Raw genomic sequence first — 18,320 nt, 5'->3', positions numbered from 1 at the left:
GTGGGAGCGGGCTTGCTCGCGAAGGCGTCCTGCCAAGCCATACAAAAGTCGGCCTACAGAAAGGTATCGCGCACCAACCCATGCCGCTGCATCTTTTCATTCAAGGTGCGACGCGGCAGTTGCAGCTCCGCCAGCACTGCCTTGATATCACCCTTGTGCCGAAGCAGCGCCGCTTTCAGGCAATGCGCTTCAAAAGCCTCCTGCTGCGCCGCCAACGATTGCCCGGCCTCTATGCCTTCCGGCTCCGGTTCACCCAAGCCCAGCACCTGGCGTTCGGCGACGTTGGCCAGCTCGCGTACATTGCCCGGCCAATCATGGCTGAGCAGCCGGCCCAGTTGCGCGCCACTCAAGGGTTCGGCGCTGCGGCCCAAACGCTCGGCGGCGCTTTGCGCAAAATGGTCGAACAACAGCGGAATATCTTCGCGGCGCTCGCGCAGAGGCGGCAGGCGCAGTTGCGCGACGTTCAGGCGATAAGCCAAATCTTCACGAAACCGCCCGGCGCGGGCCTCTTCCAGCAGGTCTGGCTTGGTCGCGGCGATAATGCGCAGATCCACGTGAATACTTTGGTTGGAACCCAGGCGCTCCAGCTTTTGCTCTTGCAACACCCGCAGCAGCTTGACCTGTTGGGCCAGCGGCATGCTTTCGATTTCATCCAGGAACAGCGTGCCGCCGTGGGCGTATTCCAGCTTGCCGATGCGTTTGCCCTGGGCGCCGGTGAAGGCGCCGCTTTCGTGGCCGAACAGTTCGGCTTCAAACAGCTGCTCAGGGATGGCGGCGCAGTTGAGCGCTACAAACGGCTTTTTCGCGCGCGGGCCGAAATCATGCAGGCAGCGGGCGACCAATTCTTTACCGCTGCCGGTCTCGCCACGGATCAACACATTGACCGGCAAGCTCGCCAAGTCGAGTACCTGGCGCCGCAGGTTCTGCAAGCCTCGGGATACGCCCAAAAGACTCGATTCCAGCTGCGCCCGATGGTCGGCCTGTTGATGCAGGCGACGGTTCTCCAAAATCAGCCCGCGTTTGTCCAAGGCGCGGCGCAGGCTGTTGAGCAAGGCGTCCGGGCTGAAGGGCTTTTCCAGAAAGTCGTAGGCCCCATCGCGCATGGCTTCCACCGCCATCGGCACATCGCCGTGGCCAGTGAGCAATATCACCGGCAAGTCGGCATCGCGGCGCTGCACTTCGGCGAGCAGCTCCAGGCCGCTGAGGCCGGGCATGCGCACGTCGCTCAAGATCACCCCTGGGAAATCCTTGGGCAGTTGCGCCAAACATTCCTCGGCGCGGCTGAACAGCTGCACGGCAAACCCCGACAGGCTCAACCATTGTTCGACGGCCGTGCGAATACTGGCTTCGTCATCGACCACAATCACGGCGTTCAACATAGGTCGGGCGTCTCCAGCGCAATCGGTAATGTCAGGGTAAATACCGCGCCGTCGCCACGGTTGCCGGCGAGCAAGCGCCCGCCCAGTTCGTGCACGATAGCGTAGGACACCGCCAGCCCAAGGCCGAGGCCGTCGCCCACCGGTTTTGTAGTAAAGAATGGGTCGAACACGCTGTTCAAGTGTTCGTCGGCTATTCCGCCGCCGCTGTCGCTGACCGTCAGTTGCCAAAGCTGCTGGTCGGCGTGCAGGCGGATTTCCAGGCGTTTGCGCGGCTTGTCGGCCATCGCGTCGAGGGCGTTACGCAGCAGGTTGATCAGCACCTGTTCCAGGCGGATCGCATCGCCGCGTACCCAAGCGGGGCGCGTCAGGTCCAATACTACGCCGATGGCTTCGTCGCGCAGGCGTGCGTCGAGCAAGTGCAGGGATTGGTCGACCACCGTGGCCAGGTCGAGCTTTTCGCGCAGGCCGCTCGGGCTTTTGCGCGCGAAAGTCTTGAGGTGGCCGGTGAGGGCGGCCATGCGCGTGAGCATGTCGTCCAGCGGGGTGAGCGCCTGATAGGCATCGTCCACACGGCCATGGTCCAGCAGCAGGCGCAAGGTGGCCAACTGCATGCGTTGGGCGGTCAGTGGCTGGTTGATTTCGTGGGCAAGGGCAGCCGACATCTGGCCCAATGCTGCTAATTTGGCCGATTGCACCAGACCATCCTGGGCCGTGCGCAGCGCCTGGGTGCGCTCCTCGACAAGTTGTTCGAGCTCTTCGCGACTGCGTTGGCGCAAGCGGGCCAGGCGCCAGCGTTGGCTCAGGAACAGCACCAGAAACACCAGTGCCAACCAGGAACCGGCGGCGGCGAGGCCGGCGTTACGTTGGTCTTCAAAGGCAAACTGCGGCTTGCGCAGCAGGTGCAGGGTCCAGCCTTCGGCCTTCAGTGGCAGGGATTCCCAGATGTAATTGGCGTTGCCGTCGGGGCCGTTGACGCGCATCAGGTGGCTGTTTTCATCGAAGCGTTGCAGGGTGTTGGTTTCCAACGGCTGCAGTTGTTTTTTATCGTATTGCCGTGTGGCCTTGAGTTCGGCGAGGTCACTGGCCGACAGCGGTCGCAGGTTGCGGTAACGCCAGCCCGGCTGATTGGCGATAAACACAATGCCGCGCGCGTCGCTGACCAGCAGCAGGTCATTGCCTTGGGCCCACTCGCGTTCAAGTTCGGGGAATTCCAGCTTCACCACCATGGCGCCGAGGAATTGATCGTGTTCATCGACCACTGCACTGGAGAGGAAATAACCGGGGACTCCAGTGGTCACGCCCACCGCATAAAAACGCCCGGTGCCCTGGCTCAGGGTCTGGCTGAAATAGGGGCGAAACGCGTAGTTGTGCCCCACATAACTGCTCGGCAGGTTCCAGTTACTGGCGGCCACGGCCAGGCCGGTGCGGTCCATCAGCTCAAGCGTGGAAGACTGCGCGGCACCGTTGATGCGCTCCAGCTTGCGGTTAAGCTCGTCCTGAGTCGCGGCATCCACCGGGCTTTTCAAGGCGCTGATCATTTCCGAGTCCAGCGCCAATACAGCGGGCAGGGCGCGGTAGCGTTCGATCAGCGTGTGCAGGGAGTTGCCATAGAGCGTGAGCTGTTGATTGGCGCGAGCGGCGTCATCCACCAAGGCTTGGCGTTCGGCATGGCGGGTGGCCAAGGCAGCGGCCAGCACCGCACCGGCGATGATCAACAGGGAGTAGAAGGTCAGGCGCAAGGGGCGTGGGATCGCGATCATACGGTGATGAACAGGCACGGTTAGGGGCGAGCACCATAGCATGCACGACGTTAATGTTGTGGCGAGCGGGCTTATGTGGGAGCTGGCTTGCCTGCGATGCAGGCACCTCGGTTTTTCAGTGATCCTGAGGTGATGCCCTCGCAGGCAAGCCAGCTCCCATATGACCGAGGTCGTCATTACAAATTGCCAGGCATAGAGTAGGAGGCGGATTCACATCCGCCGTCCTCTCACACCACCGTACGTACGGTTCCGTATACGGCGGTTCAGGTTATGCGGTTAAGCCGGTTTATCGTGTCCAGTATTGAGACCAGCCCGAGTCTGTCCCACAGTTTCTTCGGCAACGCCTGATTCATGTGTGACGCTCCCGAGTTCCACCATGGGCCTCGACCGTTAAAGGCAGATTTACAGGCGCGATCTTCAGTGAGCCCCAAGCGTATTAGGTTACGCGCCCTCGTGGAGGGCCGTTTCCATTGGCGCCACAAGACACACCGAAGTTTATGCCGCACCCAGCCGTCCAACTTTTCGAGGGCCTTTTTGCCCTGACTCAGCTTGAAGTAGCCCGCCCAACCGCGCAAAACAGGGTTTATTCGCTCGATAGTCCTGACCATCTTGCAACCCCGCGCTCCGCGCAGAAGAACTCTGAGTCGATCACGCAAGCGGCCCAGGCTCATCGTTGCCACTCTTAGCCTCGGCTGTTGATGCCAGCTCATCCCATAACCCAAATAATCACAGACCCACGGCCGTGCCACGCGGCTCTTTTCCCGATTCAACGTCAGCTTCAGACGCTGATTCAAGAAACGCTCAACTCCTGCCAGCACTCGCTCGCCAGCACGGAGACTACGTACATAAATGTTCGCATCGTCGGCATAACGAACGAAGCGATGGCCCCGCCGCTCCAACTCCCGGTCGAGTTCGTTGAGCAGGATGTTCGACAGCAACGGCGAGAGCGGGCCGCCTTGCGGCGTCCCTTCCTGCCGTCGGCTGGCGATCCCGCCCGACATAACTCCCGCTTCAAGGTAACGGCGGATCAGTCTGAGTACGCGTTTGTCTTCGACATGACGCTCAACTTTGGCCATCAACACGTCGTGATTCACTCGATCAAAGAACTTCTCAAGATCAAGTTCCACGCACCAGCGGTAACCCGCCGCCACATGGCCGCGAGCGGTTTCGATGGCTTGATGGGCGCTTCTGCCCGGACGAAAACCGTAGCTGTAGTCCGAGAACAGAGGGTCGAAGATCGGCGAGAGCTGTTGCAGCAGCGCCTGCTGGATCAGGCGATCCACGACATTGGGAATGCCCAATTGGCGTGTTCCACCCTTGGGTTTGGGGATTTCGACAGCGCGTACACCTTGCGGGTGATACTCGCCGACCAGCAACCGAGCCTTGAGGATCGGCCAATACTGTTTCACATAGCCCGCCAACTGGTCGACCGTCATGCCATCGGCACCCGGTGCGCCCTTGTTGCTGACCACGCGTTGATACGCACGCTTTAGGTTGGCGGGTGCGAGCACCCGCTCCATCAGCGTGTTCGGCTCCGCGTTCGTCCACGTCACAGACGCCGCCGATGTCTGCGCACTGTCAGCCGCAAGCCTCGGATTCCGTCCGGGACTTGGGGTTACAGCCCTCTTATGGAGAGATTCCTGCTTTATCGACATTCAGCGAGACTCTGACGCCTACTGGCGGCATAACCTGTTCGGCCCTTGGTGGCGTGGTTTTTTTTTCGCCACTTACTACGGCCTCGGCTGACTTCTGCATGTTCATCCCGTCGCCTCTCGACGCTCGGTAGCACAGTGGCAAACCTGCAGATCTCCCAGGGTAATTCGCGCGACCTTCCTGCTTATGCCTGTCGGATATACGTCACAGCGTTCCGTGCAAGTATTGGGCTTTGACGATTATGGCCGCCTTACCCCGCTGTGCCGCCTCATCCGCTTCCTGTTCGTCAGGCCAGCATTTTGCCTCGGGCTTCCTTCAGATTCGCAGTCACCCGCGACACCCTTGCCTCTGGCTAACACTTCCCCTTGCCGGGTGTGTAGAGGACTTGCACCTCCAAGTCACCAGCGAGGCCACCACAGCCAAGCTGGTTGCGCTTCGCGCAACGCGCCATGCCTGGCGCACATAAAAAAGGCGACTGGGCCATGGGCCGCAGTCGCCTTTATCCTTGCAGCGAGGTGCTTACTGCACTTCTACCGCCAGGCTTTCACTGATCTTTTTCTGCCAGATGGCAGGACCGGTGATGTGCACGGATTCGCCCTTGCTGTCCACCGCAACGGTGACCGGCATGTCTTTCACGTCGAACTCGTAGATCGCTTCCATGCCCAGTTCGGCGAACGCGACAACGCGCGACTTCTTGATGGCTTGCGCCACCAGGTAAGCAGCGCCGCCCACGGCCATCAGGTATACGGCTTTGTGGTCCTTGATCGCTTCGATCGCAGTCGGGCCGCGCTCGGATTTGCCGATCATGCCCAGCAGGCCGGTTTGCTCGAGGATCTGACGGGTGAACTTGTCCATCCGCGTTGCGGTAGTCGGGCCAGCCGGGCCAACCACTTCTTCGCGCACCGGATCAACCGGGCCGACGTAGTAGATGAAACGACCTTTCAGGTCTACCGGCAGGGTTTCGCCCTTGTTCAGCATCTCGACCATGCGCTTGTGTGCAGCATCGCGGCCGGTGAGCATCTTGCCGTTGAGCAACACGGTTTCGCCCGGCTTCCAGCTCTGCACGTCTTCCGGGGTCAGGGTGTCGAGGTTGACGCGACGGGCTGACGGGCCCGCTTCCCAGACGATTTCCGGGTAGGCGTCCAACGGTGGCGCTTCCAGCGACGCCGGGCCCGAACCGTCGAGCACGAAGTGCGCGTGACGGGTGGCGGCGCAGTTGGGGATCATGCACACCGGCAGCGAGGCGGCGTGGGTCGGGTAGTCCATGATTTTCACGTCGAGCACGGTGGTCAGGCCACCCAGGCCCTGGGCGCCGATGCCCAGTTGGTTGACCTTCTCGAACAGCTCCAGGCGCATCTCTTCGATACGATTCTGCGGGCCGCGCTTTTTCAGCTCATGGATGTCGATGGATTCCATCAACACTTCCTTGGCCATCACCGCGGCTTTCTCGGCGGTGCCGCCGATGCCGATGCCGAGCATGCCCGGTGGGCACCAGCCGGCGCCCATGGTCGGAACGGTCTTGAGCACCCAGTCGACGATCGAGTCGGACGGGTTGAGCATGGCCATTTTCGACTTGTTCTCGGAACCGCCGCCCTTGGCTGCCACGTCCACTTCCACGGTGTTACCCGGGACGATGGAGTAGTGGATCACGGCCGGGGTGTTGTCCTTGGTGTTTTTGCGTGCGCCTGCCGGGTCGGCGAGGATGGAGGCACGCAGGACGTTTTCCGGCAGGTTGTAGGCCTGGCGCACGCCCTGGTTGATCATGTCGTCCAGGCTCATGGTGGCGCCGTCCCAGCGCACATCCATGCCTACACGTACAAATACGGTGACGATGCCGGTGTCCTGGCAGATCGGGCGGTGGCCGGTGGCGCACATGCGCGAGTTGATCAAGATTTGAGCGATGGAGTCACGGGCCGCTGGCGATTCTTCGCGCAGGTAGGCTTCGTGCATGGCCTGGATGAAGTCAACGGGGTGGTAGTAGGAAATGAATTGCAGGGCGTCGGCAACGCTCTGAATCAGGTCGTCTTGCTTGATCACGGTCATGAGTCGCGCTCCTCTATAAGACGGGAACATTCAATAAAGGTGGCTTCAGTGTTGCATCGGTCGGCTGAAGCCACCTTTCCAAGGCACGCCAAAGTGGTGCAAGGCGCGACGCTAAAAAGGCGCGGCAGTATAACCCGGCGCGGTGGCCGATACACCCGACTATGGTCAAACTCTGTGGGGCATGATTCCCTGTACACAGCCCTTCTGATTGAGACCTTATATGCCTGAACTGCACGTCGGCGAACGCCACTGGTCGGTAGCCACCGGCAGCAACCTGCTGGATGCCCTGAATCTGGCAGGTGTGGCCGTGCCTTACAGTTGCCGGGCGGGCAGTTGCCATGCCTGCCTCGTGCGCTGCCAGGGTGAGGTCGAGGACAAGCAACCCGACGCCCTGAGCCCGGCGCAACGCCAGGACGGTTGGCGTTTGGCGTGCCAGTGCCAGGTCCGCGGGGATCTGCAGGTGGAAACATTTGACCCGCTGCGTGACGGTTTACCCGCCAAGGTGGTGGGCGCCGACTGGTTGAATGGGAATGTGCTGCGCCTGCGTCTGCAGCCTGAACGTGGCCTGCGTTATCGGGCCGGGCAGCATCTGGTGCTGTGGGCGGGGCCGGTGGCGCGGCCGTATTCGTTGGCCAGCTTGCCCGAGGAAGATCCGTTCCTGGAGTTTCACCTCGATTGCCGTCAGCCCGGTGAATTCAGCGATATTGCCCGTCAGTTGCAAGTGGGCGACGGCCTGCGCCTGGGCGAATTGCGAGGCGGAGCGCTGCACTACGACCCCGACTGGCAAGCGCGGCCGCTATGGCTGCTGGCTTCCGGGACTGGCCTTGGGCCTTTGTGGGGTGTGTTGCGCGAGGCGTTGCGCCAGGATCACCAGGGCGCCATCCGCGTGATTCACCTGGCCCATGATGCCGAGGCGCATTACCTCGCCGAGCCCTTGGCGCAGCTGGCTGCACAGCACCCAAACCTGACCGTGGAGCTGTGGACCGCGGCTGAGTTGACCCAGGCATTGGCGCAACTGCGGCTTGTTTCGCGCCAAACTCTGGCCTTACTCTGCGGGCACCCTGTCAGCGTCGAGGCGTTTTCCAAACGCTTGTTCCTGGCGGGACTGCCGCGTAATCAACTGCTGGCCGATGTGTTCCTGCCCCGGGGTTGAGCGCTGAATTCTACAGCCGCGAGATTCACCATGACCGACGCCATTCTTCAACAACGCGAACGTGGGCTGCTGATTCTGCAGCTCAATCGGCCCGACAAGAAAAACGCCCTGACCCGGACCATGTACACGCAACTGGCCGAGGCGTTGGAGCAGGCTGATGCGGATGTAGATATCCGTGCCGTGCTGATCCAAGGCAGCAGTGAGTGTTTTACCGCCGGCAATGACATCGGCGATTTTCTCGAACAGCCGCCCAGCGACCTCGACAGCCCACCGTTTCACTTTATGAAAAGCCTGCTCAACTGCCGCAAACCGGTGATCGCCGCTGTGGCCGGTGCGGCCGTGGGTATCGGCACGACCCTGCTGCTGCATTGCGACCTGGTCTATATCAGCCGCGATGCGCGTTTGCGTATGCCGTTCGTCAACTTGGGGCTGTGTCCGGAATTTGGTTCCAGCCTGATCCTGCCGCGGCTGCTGGGGCATGCGAAAGCGGCTGAACTGTTGCTGTTGGGAGAAGGTTTCACCGGCGAGCAGGCCGCGGCGTGGGGGATTGCCACTGAGGCGCTGGGCAGTGGTGAGGCAGCCTTAGCCAAGGCGCGGGAAGTGGCCGAGCGCTTTGAAACGCTGGCGCCGGGGGCGGTGCAGGTGACCAAGCAACTGATGAAGAGTGTTGACCGCGAGCAGTTGCGGCAGGTGATTGAGGAGGAGGGGGCGTTGTTTACCCAGCGGTTGAAATCACCGGAGGCGATTGCGGCGTTGTCGGGATTTATCACCCGGCGATAGATGTTTGTTGATTGTTCGGACGTCTTCGCGAGCAAGCCCGCTCCCACATTCGACCGGGTTTCCTCAGGATGTACGCGGTCAAATGTGGGAGCGGGCTTGCTCGCGAAGAGGCCATTAATGCCAACACACCCGTCAGCATTAAAATGCAAAAAGCCCCGCCATTCACATGGCGGGGCTTTTGTTTTTCAGCGTGTCACTCAGACCATTGGGTCGCCAACGTGCAGGATCTTCATGCCGTTGGTGCCACCGATGGTGTGGTAGCTGTCGCCCTTGGTCAGGATGACCCAGTCGCCTTTCTCCACAACGCCGCGCTTGATCAGCTCGTCGATGGCAGCCTGGCTGACTTCATGCGGTGGCAACGAAGCCGGGTCGAACGGTACGGTGTACACGCCACGGAACATGGCCGCGCGGGCCTGGGTTTCGCGGTGTGGGGAGAACGCGTAGATCGGCACGGAGGAGCGGATGCGCGACATGATCAACGGCGTATAGCCACTTTCGGTCAAGGCGATGATCGCCTTCACACCCGGGAAGTGGTTGGCGGTGTACATGGCGGCCAGGGCGATGCTCTGGTCGCAGCTTTCGAACTCTTTGCCGATGCGGTGGCTGGAGGTCTTGCTGGTCGGGTGCTTTTCGGCACCGAGGCAAATACGCGCCATGGCCTGAACGGCTTCCAGCGGGTAAGGGCCGGCAGCACTTTCAGCCGAGAGCATCACGGCGTCGGTGTAGTCGAGCACGGCGTTGGCCACGTCGGACACTTCGGCACGGGTCGGCATCGGGTTCTGGATCATCGACTCCATCATCTGAGTCGCTACGATGACCGCTTTGTTGTGGCGGCGTGCGTGCAGGATGATCTTCTTCTGGATACCGATCAGCTCGGCGTCACCGATTTCCACGCCCAAGTCGCCACGGGCAACCATCACCGCGTCGGACGCCTTGATCAGGCCGTCGAGGGTTTCGTCATCGGCCACGGCTTCGGCGCGTTCGATCTTCGCCACCAGCCAGGCAGTGCCGCCGGCTTCGTCGCGCAGTTTACGGGCGTACTCCATGTCGGCAGCGTCGCGGGGGAAGGACACGGCGAGGTAGTCCACTTCCATTTCGGCGGCGAGCTTGATGTCTGCCTTGTCTTTTTCAGTCAGGGCAGGTGCGGTCAGGCCACCGCCGCGACGGTTGATGCCTTTGTGGTCGGACAGCGGGCCGCCGATGATCACGGTGCAGTGCAGCTCGGTCGGCGTGGCGGTGTCGACGCGCATCACGACGCGGCCGTCGTCCAGCAGCAGTTCGTCACCGACGCCGCAATCCTTGACCAGGTCCGGGTAGTCGATACCCACCACTTCCTGGTTGCCGTCGGTCAGCGGATGGCTGGTGGAGAAGGTGAATTTGTCACCGATCTTCAGCTCGATACGCTTGTTGGTGAATTTGGCGATACGGATTTTCGGGCCTTGCAGGTCACCCAGCAATGCGACGAAGCGGCCATGTTTGGCGGCCAGGTCACGCACCAGCTTGGCGCGAGCCTTGTGCTCGTCCGGGGTGCCGTGGGAGAAGTTCAGACGGGCAACGTCCAAACCAGCCAGAATCAGCTGTTCGAGGACTTCCGGCGAGTTGCTGGCCGGGCCAAGGGTGGCGACGATTTTGGTGCGACGGACGGACATGCACAGACTCCTGAGTTCAAGCGCTGGAGAAGGCTACTATGCTCTTTCGTTGTAGTCATTGTTCGTTTGCACTACTTATCGACGATTGGCTTGTTTTTGCTGCGGCTGAATAGACGAACATCCTTGAAGATTTTCGACGAGGGGTCGATACACTGCTCAAGACAGGAGAACCCCCATGCGAATTTTGCTCGTTGCTGCCCTGGCCGTCAGTGTTGTCGGCTGTACCCGTTGGTCGATGGACCACCATTTGAACAATGCTTACCGCGCCTATGGGGTGGGTGATTGCGAGCGCGTCACTCTGGAATTGTCCCAGGTCGACCGCGAGAGCCGTACCCGTCGCTATGTGCAACCCGAAGTCTCGATGCTGCGCGGGCAATGCCTGGAACGGCAGAAATTGTTCGTGGATGCCGTGCAAACCTATCAATTCATCATCAGTCAGTACCCGACGAGTGAGTACGCTTTCCGAGCCCGCGCCAGGCTCGACACCCTGCAGCAGTTAGGGCATTACCCCGGCGCCAGCGCTGCGCAGCCACGTCCGGCGTCTTTATAATGATATTTGTCAGACTATTGCTGGCCGGGCGTCAGTCTTGGGCTATTCTTTGAGTGTTCGTTTGTACAAGTTTCCACTCGAACGAATGCGAGGCCCGGATTCGGCAGCTGTTTAGTGACTAAAGCAATGTGTTGTCACACCGAGATCCAGGGAGAGCGAGCCATCGGCTCGTTCCGAATCACTGGCACGGCCAAAAACATGGCCATTGGATGGCAATCTCACATGTTTACCCACCGACGGATCGAGCGGCACCAACTACATTGCTTCCTGCAAGTGTTCAATCGTCTTACCGACAAGCCTATCGGCTTTCTGGGCAATGTTTCTGAAGGCGGGCTGATGTTGATTAGCCAGCTGCCCATGATGGTCGACGCGGACTTCGAGTTACGCTTGAAAATCCCTGGGCCAGACGGCGAACTCCAGGCCATTGACCTCACAGCGAACTGCTTGTGGAGCCATGAGGATATCAATCCTCAGCATTATGACTCCGGGTTCAGCGTGACTCAGGCGTGTGAAGAGTACGGGCAACTGATCACTGCCTTGTTGAATTACTTCAGTTTCGATCCCTTACGGGCATCCGCCTAGGCGCTGTGCATTCTCGGCCCGGTTCGGGTTGTTACCCGAACTCGGTCGTATATTCGCTTTTAGAGCAGGTTTTTCCAGCGTATTCGTTTCAGAACACGCCGGCTTTCTTCCAACCCAGATAACGCGTAACCAAGGCGGCTCCCAGCGCCGAAGGTGACGTATCCAATATTGACAACCCATGCGCGGTCAGCCGGTCGTGGAGTTCGTTTCGAGTATTGAGATAGTCCACCGTGCCGCTATAAACCAACGCCTCGGGCAAGGTGTGTACGGGGGCCTGGCGCAGTTGATCAAGAACCTCCTCGCGCAGGCTCGCCACCAGCACCCGGTGCTGTCGACTGATGCGCTTGACCGCCGTCATCAGTGCTTCATCGTCCTCATCCCGCAGGTTAGTGACCATGATCACCAGGGCCCGACGTTTCTGCCGAGCCAGCAGTTGGCTGGCGGCAGCCTGATAGTCTGCGGTTCGCCGGGTGGTATCCAGGTCGTACACCGCATTGAGCAGCAGGTTCAACTGGCCACTGCCCTTGACCGGCGCCAGGTAGCGTGGCTGATCACCGGCAAAGGTGCACAGGCCCACGGCATCGCCCTGGCGCAGCGCAACATAGCTGAGCAGCAGGCAGGCATTAAGCGCGTGGTCGAAGTGCGATAACTCGTCATCCTGGCTGCGCATGCGTCGGCCGCAATCAAGCATGAACACAATTTGCTGGTCGCGCTCATCCTGGTATTCCCGGGCGATGGGCGTGCGTTGTCGTGCGGTGGCCTTCCAATCTATCTGGCGCAGGCTGTCGCCTTCGCGAAACTCACGCAGTTGATGGAATTCCAGCCCCAATCCCCGGCGCTGACGTTGTTGCACACCGAGTTGACTCAGCCAGTTATCCACACCCAATAACTGCGCGCCGTACAACCGAGCGAAGTCCGGGTAGACGCGGGTCGTATCGTCAACCTCGATAAAGCGTCGCGCGGACCACAGCCCAAAGGGGCTGGGCAGGTGAATTTCACAGCGGCTGAAACGGAAGTGCCCACGACGCAGAGGGCGTAGCCGATAACCCAGCTCACTGCGTTCACCAGGGCGCAGTTCGATGGACTGAGGCAGGTTCTCCACACTCAGGCCGTCCGGGACGTGATCGAACACCCGCACGGTCAGTGGTTGCGGGTAGTTGTGGGCCAGGGTCAGGCGAACATCCCCCCAGCGTCCGAGCGCCAGGCTGCCGGGCATTTGCCGTTGCACCTGCACAGAAGGGCGGCCACGCAGGCGTGCAGCATCCAACAGGGTCAGCAGCAACAGCGCCAGCAACAGGCCCCAGGCCACCGAGTGCAAGGTGTCGGGCACCTTGAACTGCAATGCTGCAGCAAAGCCGAGCAAGGTGTTCAGGCCCAGTAGCGCACCCAGCCAGGTCAACAATAGTCGGGTCGGCTTCATGGGCACGTCACTGCCGGGGCGCCGGGATCTGGTCCAGCAACTGCTTGAGCACCTGGTCTACCTCGAGGCCGTCGATGTCCAGCTCCGGTGCAATTCGCACCCGATGACGTAATACCGCCAGCGCACAACCCTTGATGTCGTCCGGGGTAACGAATTCCCCCCCGCGCAACAAGGCCCGGGCGCGGGCGCCGCGAACCAGGGCGATGGAGGCCCGAGGGCCGGCGCCGATGGCCAGCCCTGGCCAGGTGCGGGTAGCGCGCGCCAGGCGCACGGCGTAGTCGAGCACTTGTTCGTCCAAGGGCAGTTCACTGGCGATCTGCTGCAGTTGCAGCACGTCTTCGGCTTGCAGCACGGTGCGTAGCGGTTGCACATCGAGCATGTCCGCTCTGGATGAGCGGGTCACCTCGCGCACCATGTCCAGCTCTTGCTGTGCATCGGGGTAGTCCATGCGCACTTTGAGCATGAACCGGTCCAGCTCGGCCTCGGGCAGGGGATAGGTGCCTTCCTGTTCGATGGGGTTCTGGGTCGCCAGCACCATGAACGGTTGGCCGATAGGCAGCGCCTCGCCCTCAAGGGTGACTTGGCGTTCCTGCATGGCTTCGAGCAGGGCGGCCTGGGTTTTGGCCGGGGCGCGGTTGATTTCGTCGGCCAGCAACAAGTGCGTGAACAGCGGCCCCTTACGCAATTTGAACTGTTCGGTATGCAGGTCGTATACGGCGTGGCCGGTAACATCGCTGGGCATCAGGTCCGGTGTGAACTGGATACGCGCGAAATCGCCCCCGAAACACCGGGCCAAGGCGCGTACCAGCAGCGTCTTGCCCAGGCCCGGTACGCCTTCGAGCAGTACGTGGCCGCCGGCGATCAATGCGGTGAGTACGTCGTCAATCACCTGGTCCTGGCCAATCACGGCCTTGCGCAGTTCAACGCGCAAGGCGTGTGCCTGCCCGCTGGCGTGTTGAAGGCTTTCGCGGGTCGGAGCCGTGGCTGCTGGAAAATCGCTCATAGGGCATTCCTGAGAGTTTGCAGGCACGCCACCTGACGGCAGAAATCGGCGCTGCTGAGCCGTTTTGCCGGGAGTGGGCCGAGGGCCTGACTGATAACGTGGGAGGGTTGGCGCGTCAGGCGTTCAAGCACCTGCCACTGTGCGGCGGTTTCGAGATGTTCAAAGCCTGGGTGACGCCGCCTTGCCGCGCGTTGGACGTCACGCTGCAAGGCTTGCAGGAGTGGGCCTTGGCCGCTGCGGCGCAGCAGGAAGTCGGCGCTGGCCTTCAAGTGTTCCTGCAACTGCCGGCGAGCTTTGGGCGCCGAGGCCTGGATTGGGCCTTGGCGCATACCGGCCTGCCACAGCGCCAGGGCAATCAGCGCAATAAGTGCCACCAAGGCCTGGGGGAAATAGCGCATCAACAGGGTCAGTAGATTGTCTACGTCACTGTTGAACAGCAAGGTCACGTCAGTGCCTTGGTTGAGATACCACAGCAGCCAGGCATTATCGTGTTTGCCAATGGCTGGGGTTTTCCACAGGTCGCTGTCGGTCACAACCGTCACGGTGCCGTGCCCGAGATCGCGTTGCATCAGGTGGCTGGACTTGGCGCTATTAGCGGAAAACTGCGCCACGTGCTTGGGGTCGGTGAGGTTAAAGGCGGTATCGAAGCTGAAATAGGCCGGGGCGGTTTCATTGTCGACATAAAGTTTGGTCAGGTCCGGCGCTTTCTTTTTGCGCGGGGAGGCCGATTCGTCAACGACGTCACTCATCAGCTGATGGATGTTCAAGCGATCGAGCAGCAAGTCGCCGCTTTTACCTGTTTCTTCATCCCATAACGCTTCGGCAACCACTAGCAGGTGACCGCCGGATTTCGCCCAGTCCAGCAGGTGATCCACTTGGCGCGGGGTCATGTTGCTGCGATCGCCCAGGATTAGCAGGCTATTGCCTTTGGCGGGGAGGTTGGCGAGCCGTTCAAGGCTGTTGGCATGCTCAACTGCCAGGCCTTGTTGACGCATGAAGTACTCGGCGGCCAGATAGGGGTTTTGCCGGGCCTGGGGCGATGGGCCGCGATCCACCACTTCGTCATAAGGGATTGCCTTGTGCCAGGCATAAAATGCCCCGGCTCCCAGCAGGCATGCCAGCAGCACCGCGACCCATACTAATGGGCGGTTCATCGGGCGGCCCCCGAATTGAACAACGCACGCCAATCGGTGCAGAGTTTCTGCTGGGCAGAGGCGGGAGGCAGGTGGTGACCGTAGGCGAGGTTCTGCCAGTGACGGGTTAATTCTTCACTGAACGCCAGCAGATGCGGTTGATGCAACTGGTGAATACGCTCCAGGACCTGGCCTTCGGTATCGGCGCTTTTCAGTGGCAGGTTGTAGTCATGCAGCAACCGGCTGAGCAGGCCTCGATAGAGAAGGCCAAGGGCTTCCCGTGGCTGAGTGAGCCACAGTTGCTCGGCGGTACTGGCGAGGTCTTCCGGCAACGTCTCGATACCCAGTTCCAGGCCGAACAATTGTGCAGGCGCGGGCTTGGCGATTTTGGGGCTGCGTTGCGGACGCCGCCCGACAAAGGCGTGTAGCCAGTCACGGTAGCGCCACACCAGCAGGGCCAAGAGGCCGATCACCACGCTCCACAGGAGTATTTCCAACCCTTGGCCTACATGTTTGAAGGTGTTGCTATTGAGGCTGTCCAGCAGCGACTGAAGCCAGGCTGGTAATTTGCCGTCACCGTGCGCTTTGTTTTTAGCTGCAGGCTTTTCTTCGCCAAAACGATAACGAGTGACGGTCTCCGGGTTTTTGAACGGGGGCTGCTCCAGCACTGCCTTGATCGACTGGGCGGAGGCTTGAGTGCTGAGTGGGGCGTGCGCGTTTGAATCGTCAGCCATGGCTGGCGGGCTGGCCGGTATCAGCAACAGCCCGACAACCAGCAGTAGCAGCGGTGCAACAGTGCTCAGGCGCTGGCGCAATCTGCGGAATACCAATTCCAGGTCCCAGGCTTCCAGTACGGTGCGACGGTTGAGGTACAGGCTGAAACCGCAGGCAACATAGATGGGTTCCCAGAACACCAGGATCAGGGCGTAGAAAGCATTGGTCAGGTGTTCCAGCCACAGCCAGTCCGAGCCCGTGGTGAGCGCAAGGCGTTGCCAGTCCCAATCCAGCTCAATCTGATCCGGGATAAACAGATAAAACATCGCCATGCAGCCAAACCACAGGGCAAATTCCAAGGTTAACCCGATGACGGTCAGCCAGCGTGCGGCGCCGGCGTTGCGTTGCAGCAGTACCCCCAGGCGTTGCTGGCGTGCCTGGCCACCCAGGCCTTCCAGTTGGCTTACCGGCAACACGAAACTGCGACTAAGGCTGAGTCGACGCCAGGTCAGGCTGACCAGCAACTGGCTTTTAAGCAGGCGCGGCCAATGGCGCACGGCGTTTTTGACGCTCGGGGTTTCACCAAACAGGGCCTTGGACAGGATGTGCAGTGGCAAGCGATCAAAGGCCGGCTTCAGCCACCAGAACACGAACATTGCAATGGACGGGCGCTCCCAAAACAGGACGGTGAGCAAGGCGAACACCGGCAAGCTCACCAGCGCCCAACTGCTCATCAATAGCAGGCGATGTTGCTGGGCCATTAATACGCCGAGGTCCATGGCTTCCCAGGCGGTACGTGGGCGAATCACCACGCTGGCATCACTCAGGCGCATGGCGAGTCCGTCCAGCCAGGGTCAGGTAAGCGGCCACCAACAGCCAAAGCGCAGCGCCGACGAGGTATTTGGCCCATGGGGCGATCGTTGTGGTGGAAGACCAGTAAGCTTCAATAAAGGCTGCAATCAGCAGGAACACCATGACGCCACAGAGCATCTGCACGCTTTTGCGGGCCGCCAGGCGCAGGGATTCGCTGCGAGCCAACGGCCCCGGAGCGATCAGCGCCCAGCCCAATTGCAAGCCTGCCGCGCCTGCCAGGGCGATGGCGCTTAGCTCGAATGCACCGTGACCGATGACGAATGACCAGAAGGTCTGGCCATAGCCAATTTCGGTCAGGTGGCCGGAGATAGCCCCGATGATCAAGCCGTTGAAGATCAGGAAGAACACGCTGCCGAGGCCAAACAGCAGGCCAGCGGCGAAGGTTTGGAAGGCAATGCCGATGTTATGCATCACGTAGTAGCCAAACATCATCCAGTCTTCGCTGGACGCACGCTCGGCAGCGCGGCCCAGACGGCTGGCGTCCGGGTCGTACATGCTTTGCATCTCTGCGACCTGCTGGGGGCTGACGATGCTGTAGATCAGGTCGGGAAACACGTAGACCAACAGGGCTATGCCCACCAGGCTGCCGAAGAACAGCAGGCTGGCGATCAGCACGAAACGCCACTGTTCGCGCACCAGCCGCGGGAAGTCGGCCAGAATGAAGGCCAATACGTTCGTGCCCAATTGGCTGCGGTGACGATACAACTGTTGATGGCCACGCAGGGCCAGTTGCTGCAGCGGATCGACCAAGTAACTGCTGTAGCCACGCTCTTGGGCGAGGGCCAGGTGCTGGCATAAACGTCGATAGTGATGGGGAAAGTCGGCCACGTCACTCGGCTTGGCTTTACCTTGCTCCAGCTGTTTCAGCTGCTCGGCAAAGGCCTGCCATTGGGCCTGGTGACGGTTTTCGAACTGGCTCTGTTTCATGTCGGCCCCAACAAGCCACGGGCCACACCATTGAGCTGTTCCACGGCCCGCGCCGGAGACACTTGCAGGGGGGCGGCGAGGATTGAGGCCAGTTCATGCACCCGTTCGCTGGACAGTTCGCCCTGGCGTTCGGCGAAGCCGAGAAGGGCGCGTTGTTCGCTCAGGTCCAGGGCAAAGGGCAGGCGCAGGGCGGCAGCTTGAGGAATCTGGGGGCGAACCAGCGGCTGTTCACGGTAGATCACCAGGGTGCCGGCAGCCAAGTCGCCGAGACGCTTGAAATGCGGATGTTGCAGGCAACTGATAGCGCCTAGGAAGTATCCGAAGGGCAGCATATCGACGAAGCGCAGTAAGTTGCGGATCAGTGATGCGGACCAGCCGACAGGTGTGCCGTCGTCCTGTACCACCCGCAGGCCCATGACCTGTTTACCGGGGGAGCAGCCCTGATTGAGCACCTCAAACAGGACCATGTACCACCAGCTGACCAGGAACAGCAGCAATGAGCCCAGGCCGATACCAATATTGCCCAGCAGGGCCAAAGGCACGAGCAGGATACCCATGACCAGCCCACGCAAACCCAGGTCGAAAGCGAAGGCCAGTGCGCGTGGCAGAAGGCCTGCCGGGCGCAAGGGCAGATCAATGCCCTCCGGGGTCTCGATCTGATAGCGGGTATCCAACGGGGGTGATGGCATTGCGATCCTTGG

At 60.9% G+C, this 18,320-nt stretch carries 14 protein-coding genes and 1 pseudogene; 4 read left to right on the top strand and 11 right to left on the bottom strand.

Translation table 11 applies throughout. The annotated features are described in order from the left end of the window. Positions 1–53: 53 nt before the first annotated feature. The 4 genes and pseudogenes from ACA065_RS24685 to ACA065_RS24670 form a co-directional block, all read right to left on the bottom strand. Positions 54–1,379 carry a sigma-54-dependent transcriptional regulator gene (locus ACA065_RS24685; RefSeq protein WP_497691914.1) on the bottom strand — a complete coding sequence of 442 codons (1,326 nt, stop codon included), beginning with the start codon at positions 1,377–1,379 and terminating at the stop codon, positions 54–56. Further along, entirely contained in the window at positions 1,373–3,139 is a 1,767-nt protein-coding gene (locus ACA065_RS24680) for a sensor histidine kinase (RefSeq protein WP_497691913.1), read from the bottom strand. Before ACA065_RS24680 ends, ACA065_RS24685 begins: the two co-directional genes overlap by 7 nt. 263 nt (positions 3,140–3,402) lie before the next feature. Further along, positions 3,403–4,825 (bottom strand): annotated as a pseudogene (gene ltrA, locus ACA065_RS24675) (group II intron reverse transcriptase/maturase). A gap of 486 nt (positions 4,826–5,311) precedes the next feature. After that, on the bottom strand, positions 5,312–6,835 hold the full coding sequence (locus ACA065_RS24670; RefSeq protein ID WP_064453954.1) for a fumarate hydratase: 1,524 nt from the start codon (positions 6,833–6,835) through the stop codon (positions 5,312–5,314). Between the two features lie 220 nt (positions 6,836–7,055). Here ACA065_RS24670 and ACA065_RS24665 point away from each other — a divergent pair, with 220 nt between their 5' ends. Both ACA065_RS24665 and ACA065_RS24660 read left to right on the top strand, forming a co-directional pair. After that, positions 7,056–7,988, top strand: a complete 933-nt coding sequence (locus tag ACA065_RS24665; RefSeq protein WP_497691912.1) for an iron-sulfur-binding ferredoxin reductase — start codon at positions 7,056–7,058, stop codon at positions 7,986–7,988. 30 nt (positions 7,989–8,018) lie between these two features. Continuing rightward, on the top strand, positions 8,019–8,768 hold the full coding sequence (locus ACA065_RS24660) for an enoyl-CoA hydratase-related protein (RefSeq protein WP_497691911.1): 750 nt from the start codon (positions 8,019–8,021) through the stop codon (positions 8,766–8,768). Between the two features lie 197 nt (positions 8,769–8,965). Here the strand turns inward: ACA065_RS24660 and pyk are convergent, their stop codons facing one another. After that, the gene (gene pyk / locus ACA065_RS24655) at positions 8,966–10,417 is read right to left on the bottom strand and encodes a pyruvate kinase (RefSeq protein WP_426134419.1); all 1,452 of its coding nucleotides are present in this window, start codon (positions 10,415–10,417) and stop codon (positions 8,966–8,968) included. A gap of 175 nt (positions 10,418–10,592) precedes the next feature. Here pyk and ACA065_RS24650 point away from each other — a divergent pair, with 175 nt between their 5' ends. Together ACA065_RS24650 and ACA065_RS24645 are read left to right on the top strand one after the other, a co-directional pair. Beyond that, entirely contained in the window at positions 10,593–10,967 is a 375-nt protein-coding gene (locus ACA065_RS24650; protein ID WP_497691910.1) for a tetratricopeptide repeat protein, read from the top strand. Positions 10,968–11,189: 222 nt separating this feature from the next. Then, positions 11,190–11,549, top strand: a complete 360-nt coding sequence (locus ACA065_RS24645) for a PilZ domain-containing protein (protein ID WP_497691909.1) — start codon at positions 11,190–11,192, stop codon at positions 11,547–11,549. An 88-nt stretch (positions 11,550–11,637) separates the two neighbouring features. Here the strand turns inward: ACA065_RS24645 and ACA065_RS24640 are convergent, their stop codons facing one another. Genes ACA065_RS24640 through ACA065_RS24615 form a run of 6 tightly spaced genes read right to left on the bottom strand, consistent with a single transcriptional unit; the run spans position 11,638 to position 18,308 of the window. After that, positions 11,638–12,969, bottom strand: coding sequence for a DUF58 domain-containing protein (locus ACA065_RS24640; RefSeq protein WP_497691908.1), 1,332 nt, complete (start codon positions 12,967–12,969; stop codon positions 11,638–11,640). 7 nt (positions 12,970–12,976) lie between these two features. Next, positions 12,977–13,972, bottom strand: coding sequence for an AAA family ATPase (locus ACA065_RS24635; RefSeq protein ID WP_497691907.1), 996 nt, complete (start codon positions 13,970–13,972; stop codon positions 12,977–12,979). Next, positions 13,969–15,126, bottom strand: coding sequence for a DUF4350 domain-containing protein (locus ACA065_RS24630; RefSeq protein WP_497691906.1), 1,158 nt, complete (start codon positions 15,124–15,126; stop codon positions 13,969–13,971). The genes ACA065_RS24635 and ACA065_RS24630 overlap by 4 nt, the downstream gene beginning before the upstream one ends. After that, positions 15,123–16,652 (bottom strand): DUF4129 domain-containing protein, encoded by a 1,530-nt coding sequence (locus ACA065_RS24625; protein WP_497691905.1) that lies wholly within the window; start codon positions 16,650–16,652, stop codon positions 15,123–15,125. The genes ACA065_RS24630 and ACA065_RS24625 overlap by 4 nt, the downstream gene beginning before the upstream one ends. Beyond that, positions 16,639–17,619, bottom strand: coding sequence for a stage II sporulation protein M (locus tag ACA065_RS24620; protein WP_497691904.1), 981 nt, complete (start codon positions 17,617–17,619; stop codon positions 16,639–16,641). Before ACA065_RS24620 ends, ACA065_RS24625 begins: the two co-directional genes overlap by 14 nt. Beyond that, positions 17,616–18,308, bottom strand: a complete 693-nt coding sequence (locus tag ACA065_RS24615) for an RDD family protein (protein WP_497691903.1) — start codon at positions 18,306–18,308, stop codon at positions 17,616–17,618. Before ACA065_RS24615 ends, ACA065_RS24620 begins: the two co-directional genes overlap by 4 nt. Positions 18,309–18,320 lie beyond the last annotated feature (12 nt).

Source organism: Pseudomonas sp. LBUM1640 (genome assembly GCF_059716225.1).
Note: the sequence above shows the minus strand (reverse complement) of the source record. Positions and strands in the feature narration are given on the sequence as shown.

Bases quoted from the DNA above. Each gene is read 5' to 3' on its own strand.
- ACA065_RS24640 (WP_497691908.1), bottom strand. From the start codon at position 12,969: ATGAAGCCGACCCGACTATTGTTGACCTGGCTGGGTGCGCTACTGGGC.
- ACA065_RS24680 (WP_497691913.1), bottom strand. From the start codon at position 3,139: ATGATCGCGATCCCACGCCCCTTGCGCCTGACCTTCTACTCCCTGTTG.
- ACA065_RS24665 (WP_497691912.1), top strand. From the start codon at position 7,056: ATGCCTGAACTGCACGTCGGCGAACGCCACTGGTCGGTAGCCACCGGC.
- ACA065_RS24620 (WP_497691904.1), bottom strand. From the start codon at position 17,619: ATGAAACAGAGCCAGTTCGAAAACCGTCACCAGGCCCAATGGCAGGCC.
- ACA065_RS24615 (WP_497691903.1), bottom strand. From the start codon at position 18,308: ATGCCATCACCCCCGTTGGATACCCGCTATCAGATCGAGACCCCGGAG.
- pyk (WP_426134419.1), bottom strand. From the start codon at position 10,417: ATGTCCGTCCGTCGCACCAAAATCGTCGCCACCCTTGGCCCGGCCAGC.
- ACA065_RS24660 (WP_497691911.1), top strand. From the start codon at position 8,019: ATGACCGACGCCATTCTTCAACAACGCGAACGTGGGCTGCTGATTCTG.
- ACA065_RS24635 (WP_497691907.1), bottom strand. From the start codon at position 13,972: ATGAGCGATTTTCCAGCAGCCACGGCTCCGACCCGCGAAAGCCTTCAA.
- ACA065_RS24630 (WP_497691906.1), bottom strand. From the start codon at position 15,126: ATGAACCGCCCATTAGTATGGGTCGCGGTGCTGCTGGCATGCCTGCTG.
- ACA065_RS24685 (WP_497691914.1), bottom strand. From the start codon at position 1,379: ATGTTGAACGCCGTGATTGTGGTCGATGACGAAGCCAGTATTCGCACG.
- ACA065_RS24670 (WP_064453954.1), bottom strand. From the start codon at position 6,835: ATGACCGTGATCAAGCAAGACGACCTGATTCAGAGCGTTGCCGACGCC.
- ACA065_RS24625 (WP_497691905.1), bottom strand. From the start codon at position 16,652: ATGCGCCTGAGTGATGCCAGCGTGGTGATTCGCCCACGTACCGCCTGG.
- ACA065_RS24645 (WP_497691909.1), top strand. From the start codon at position 11,190: ATGTTTACCCACCGACGGATCGAGCGGCACCAACTACATTGCTTCCTG.
- ACA065_RS24650 (WP_497691910.1), top strand. From the start codon at position 10,593: ATGCGAATTTTGCTCGTTGCTGCCCTGGCCGTCAGTGTTGTCGGCTGT.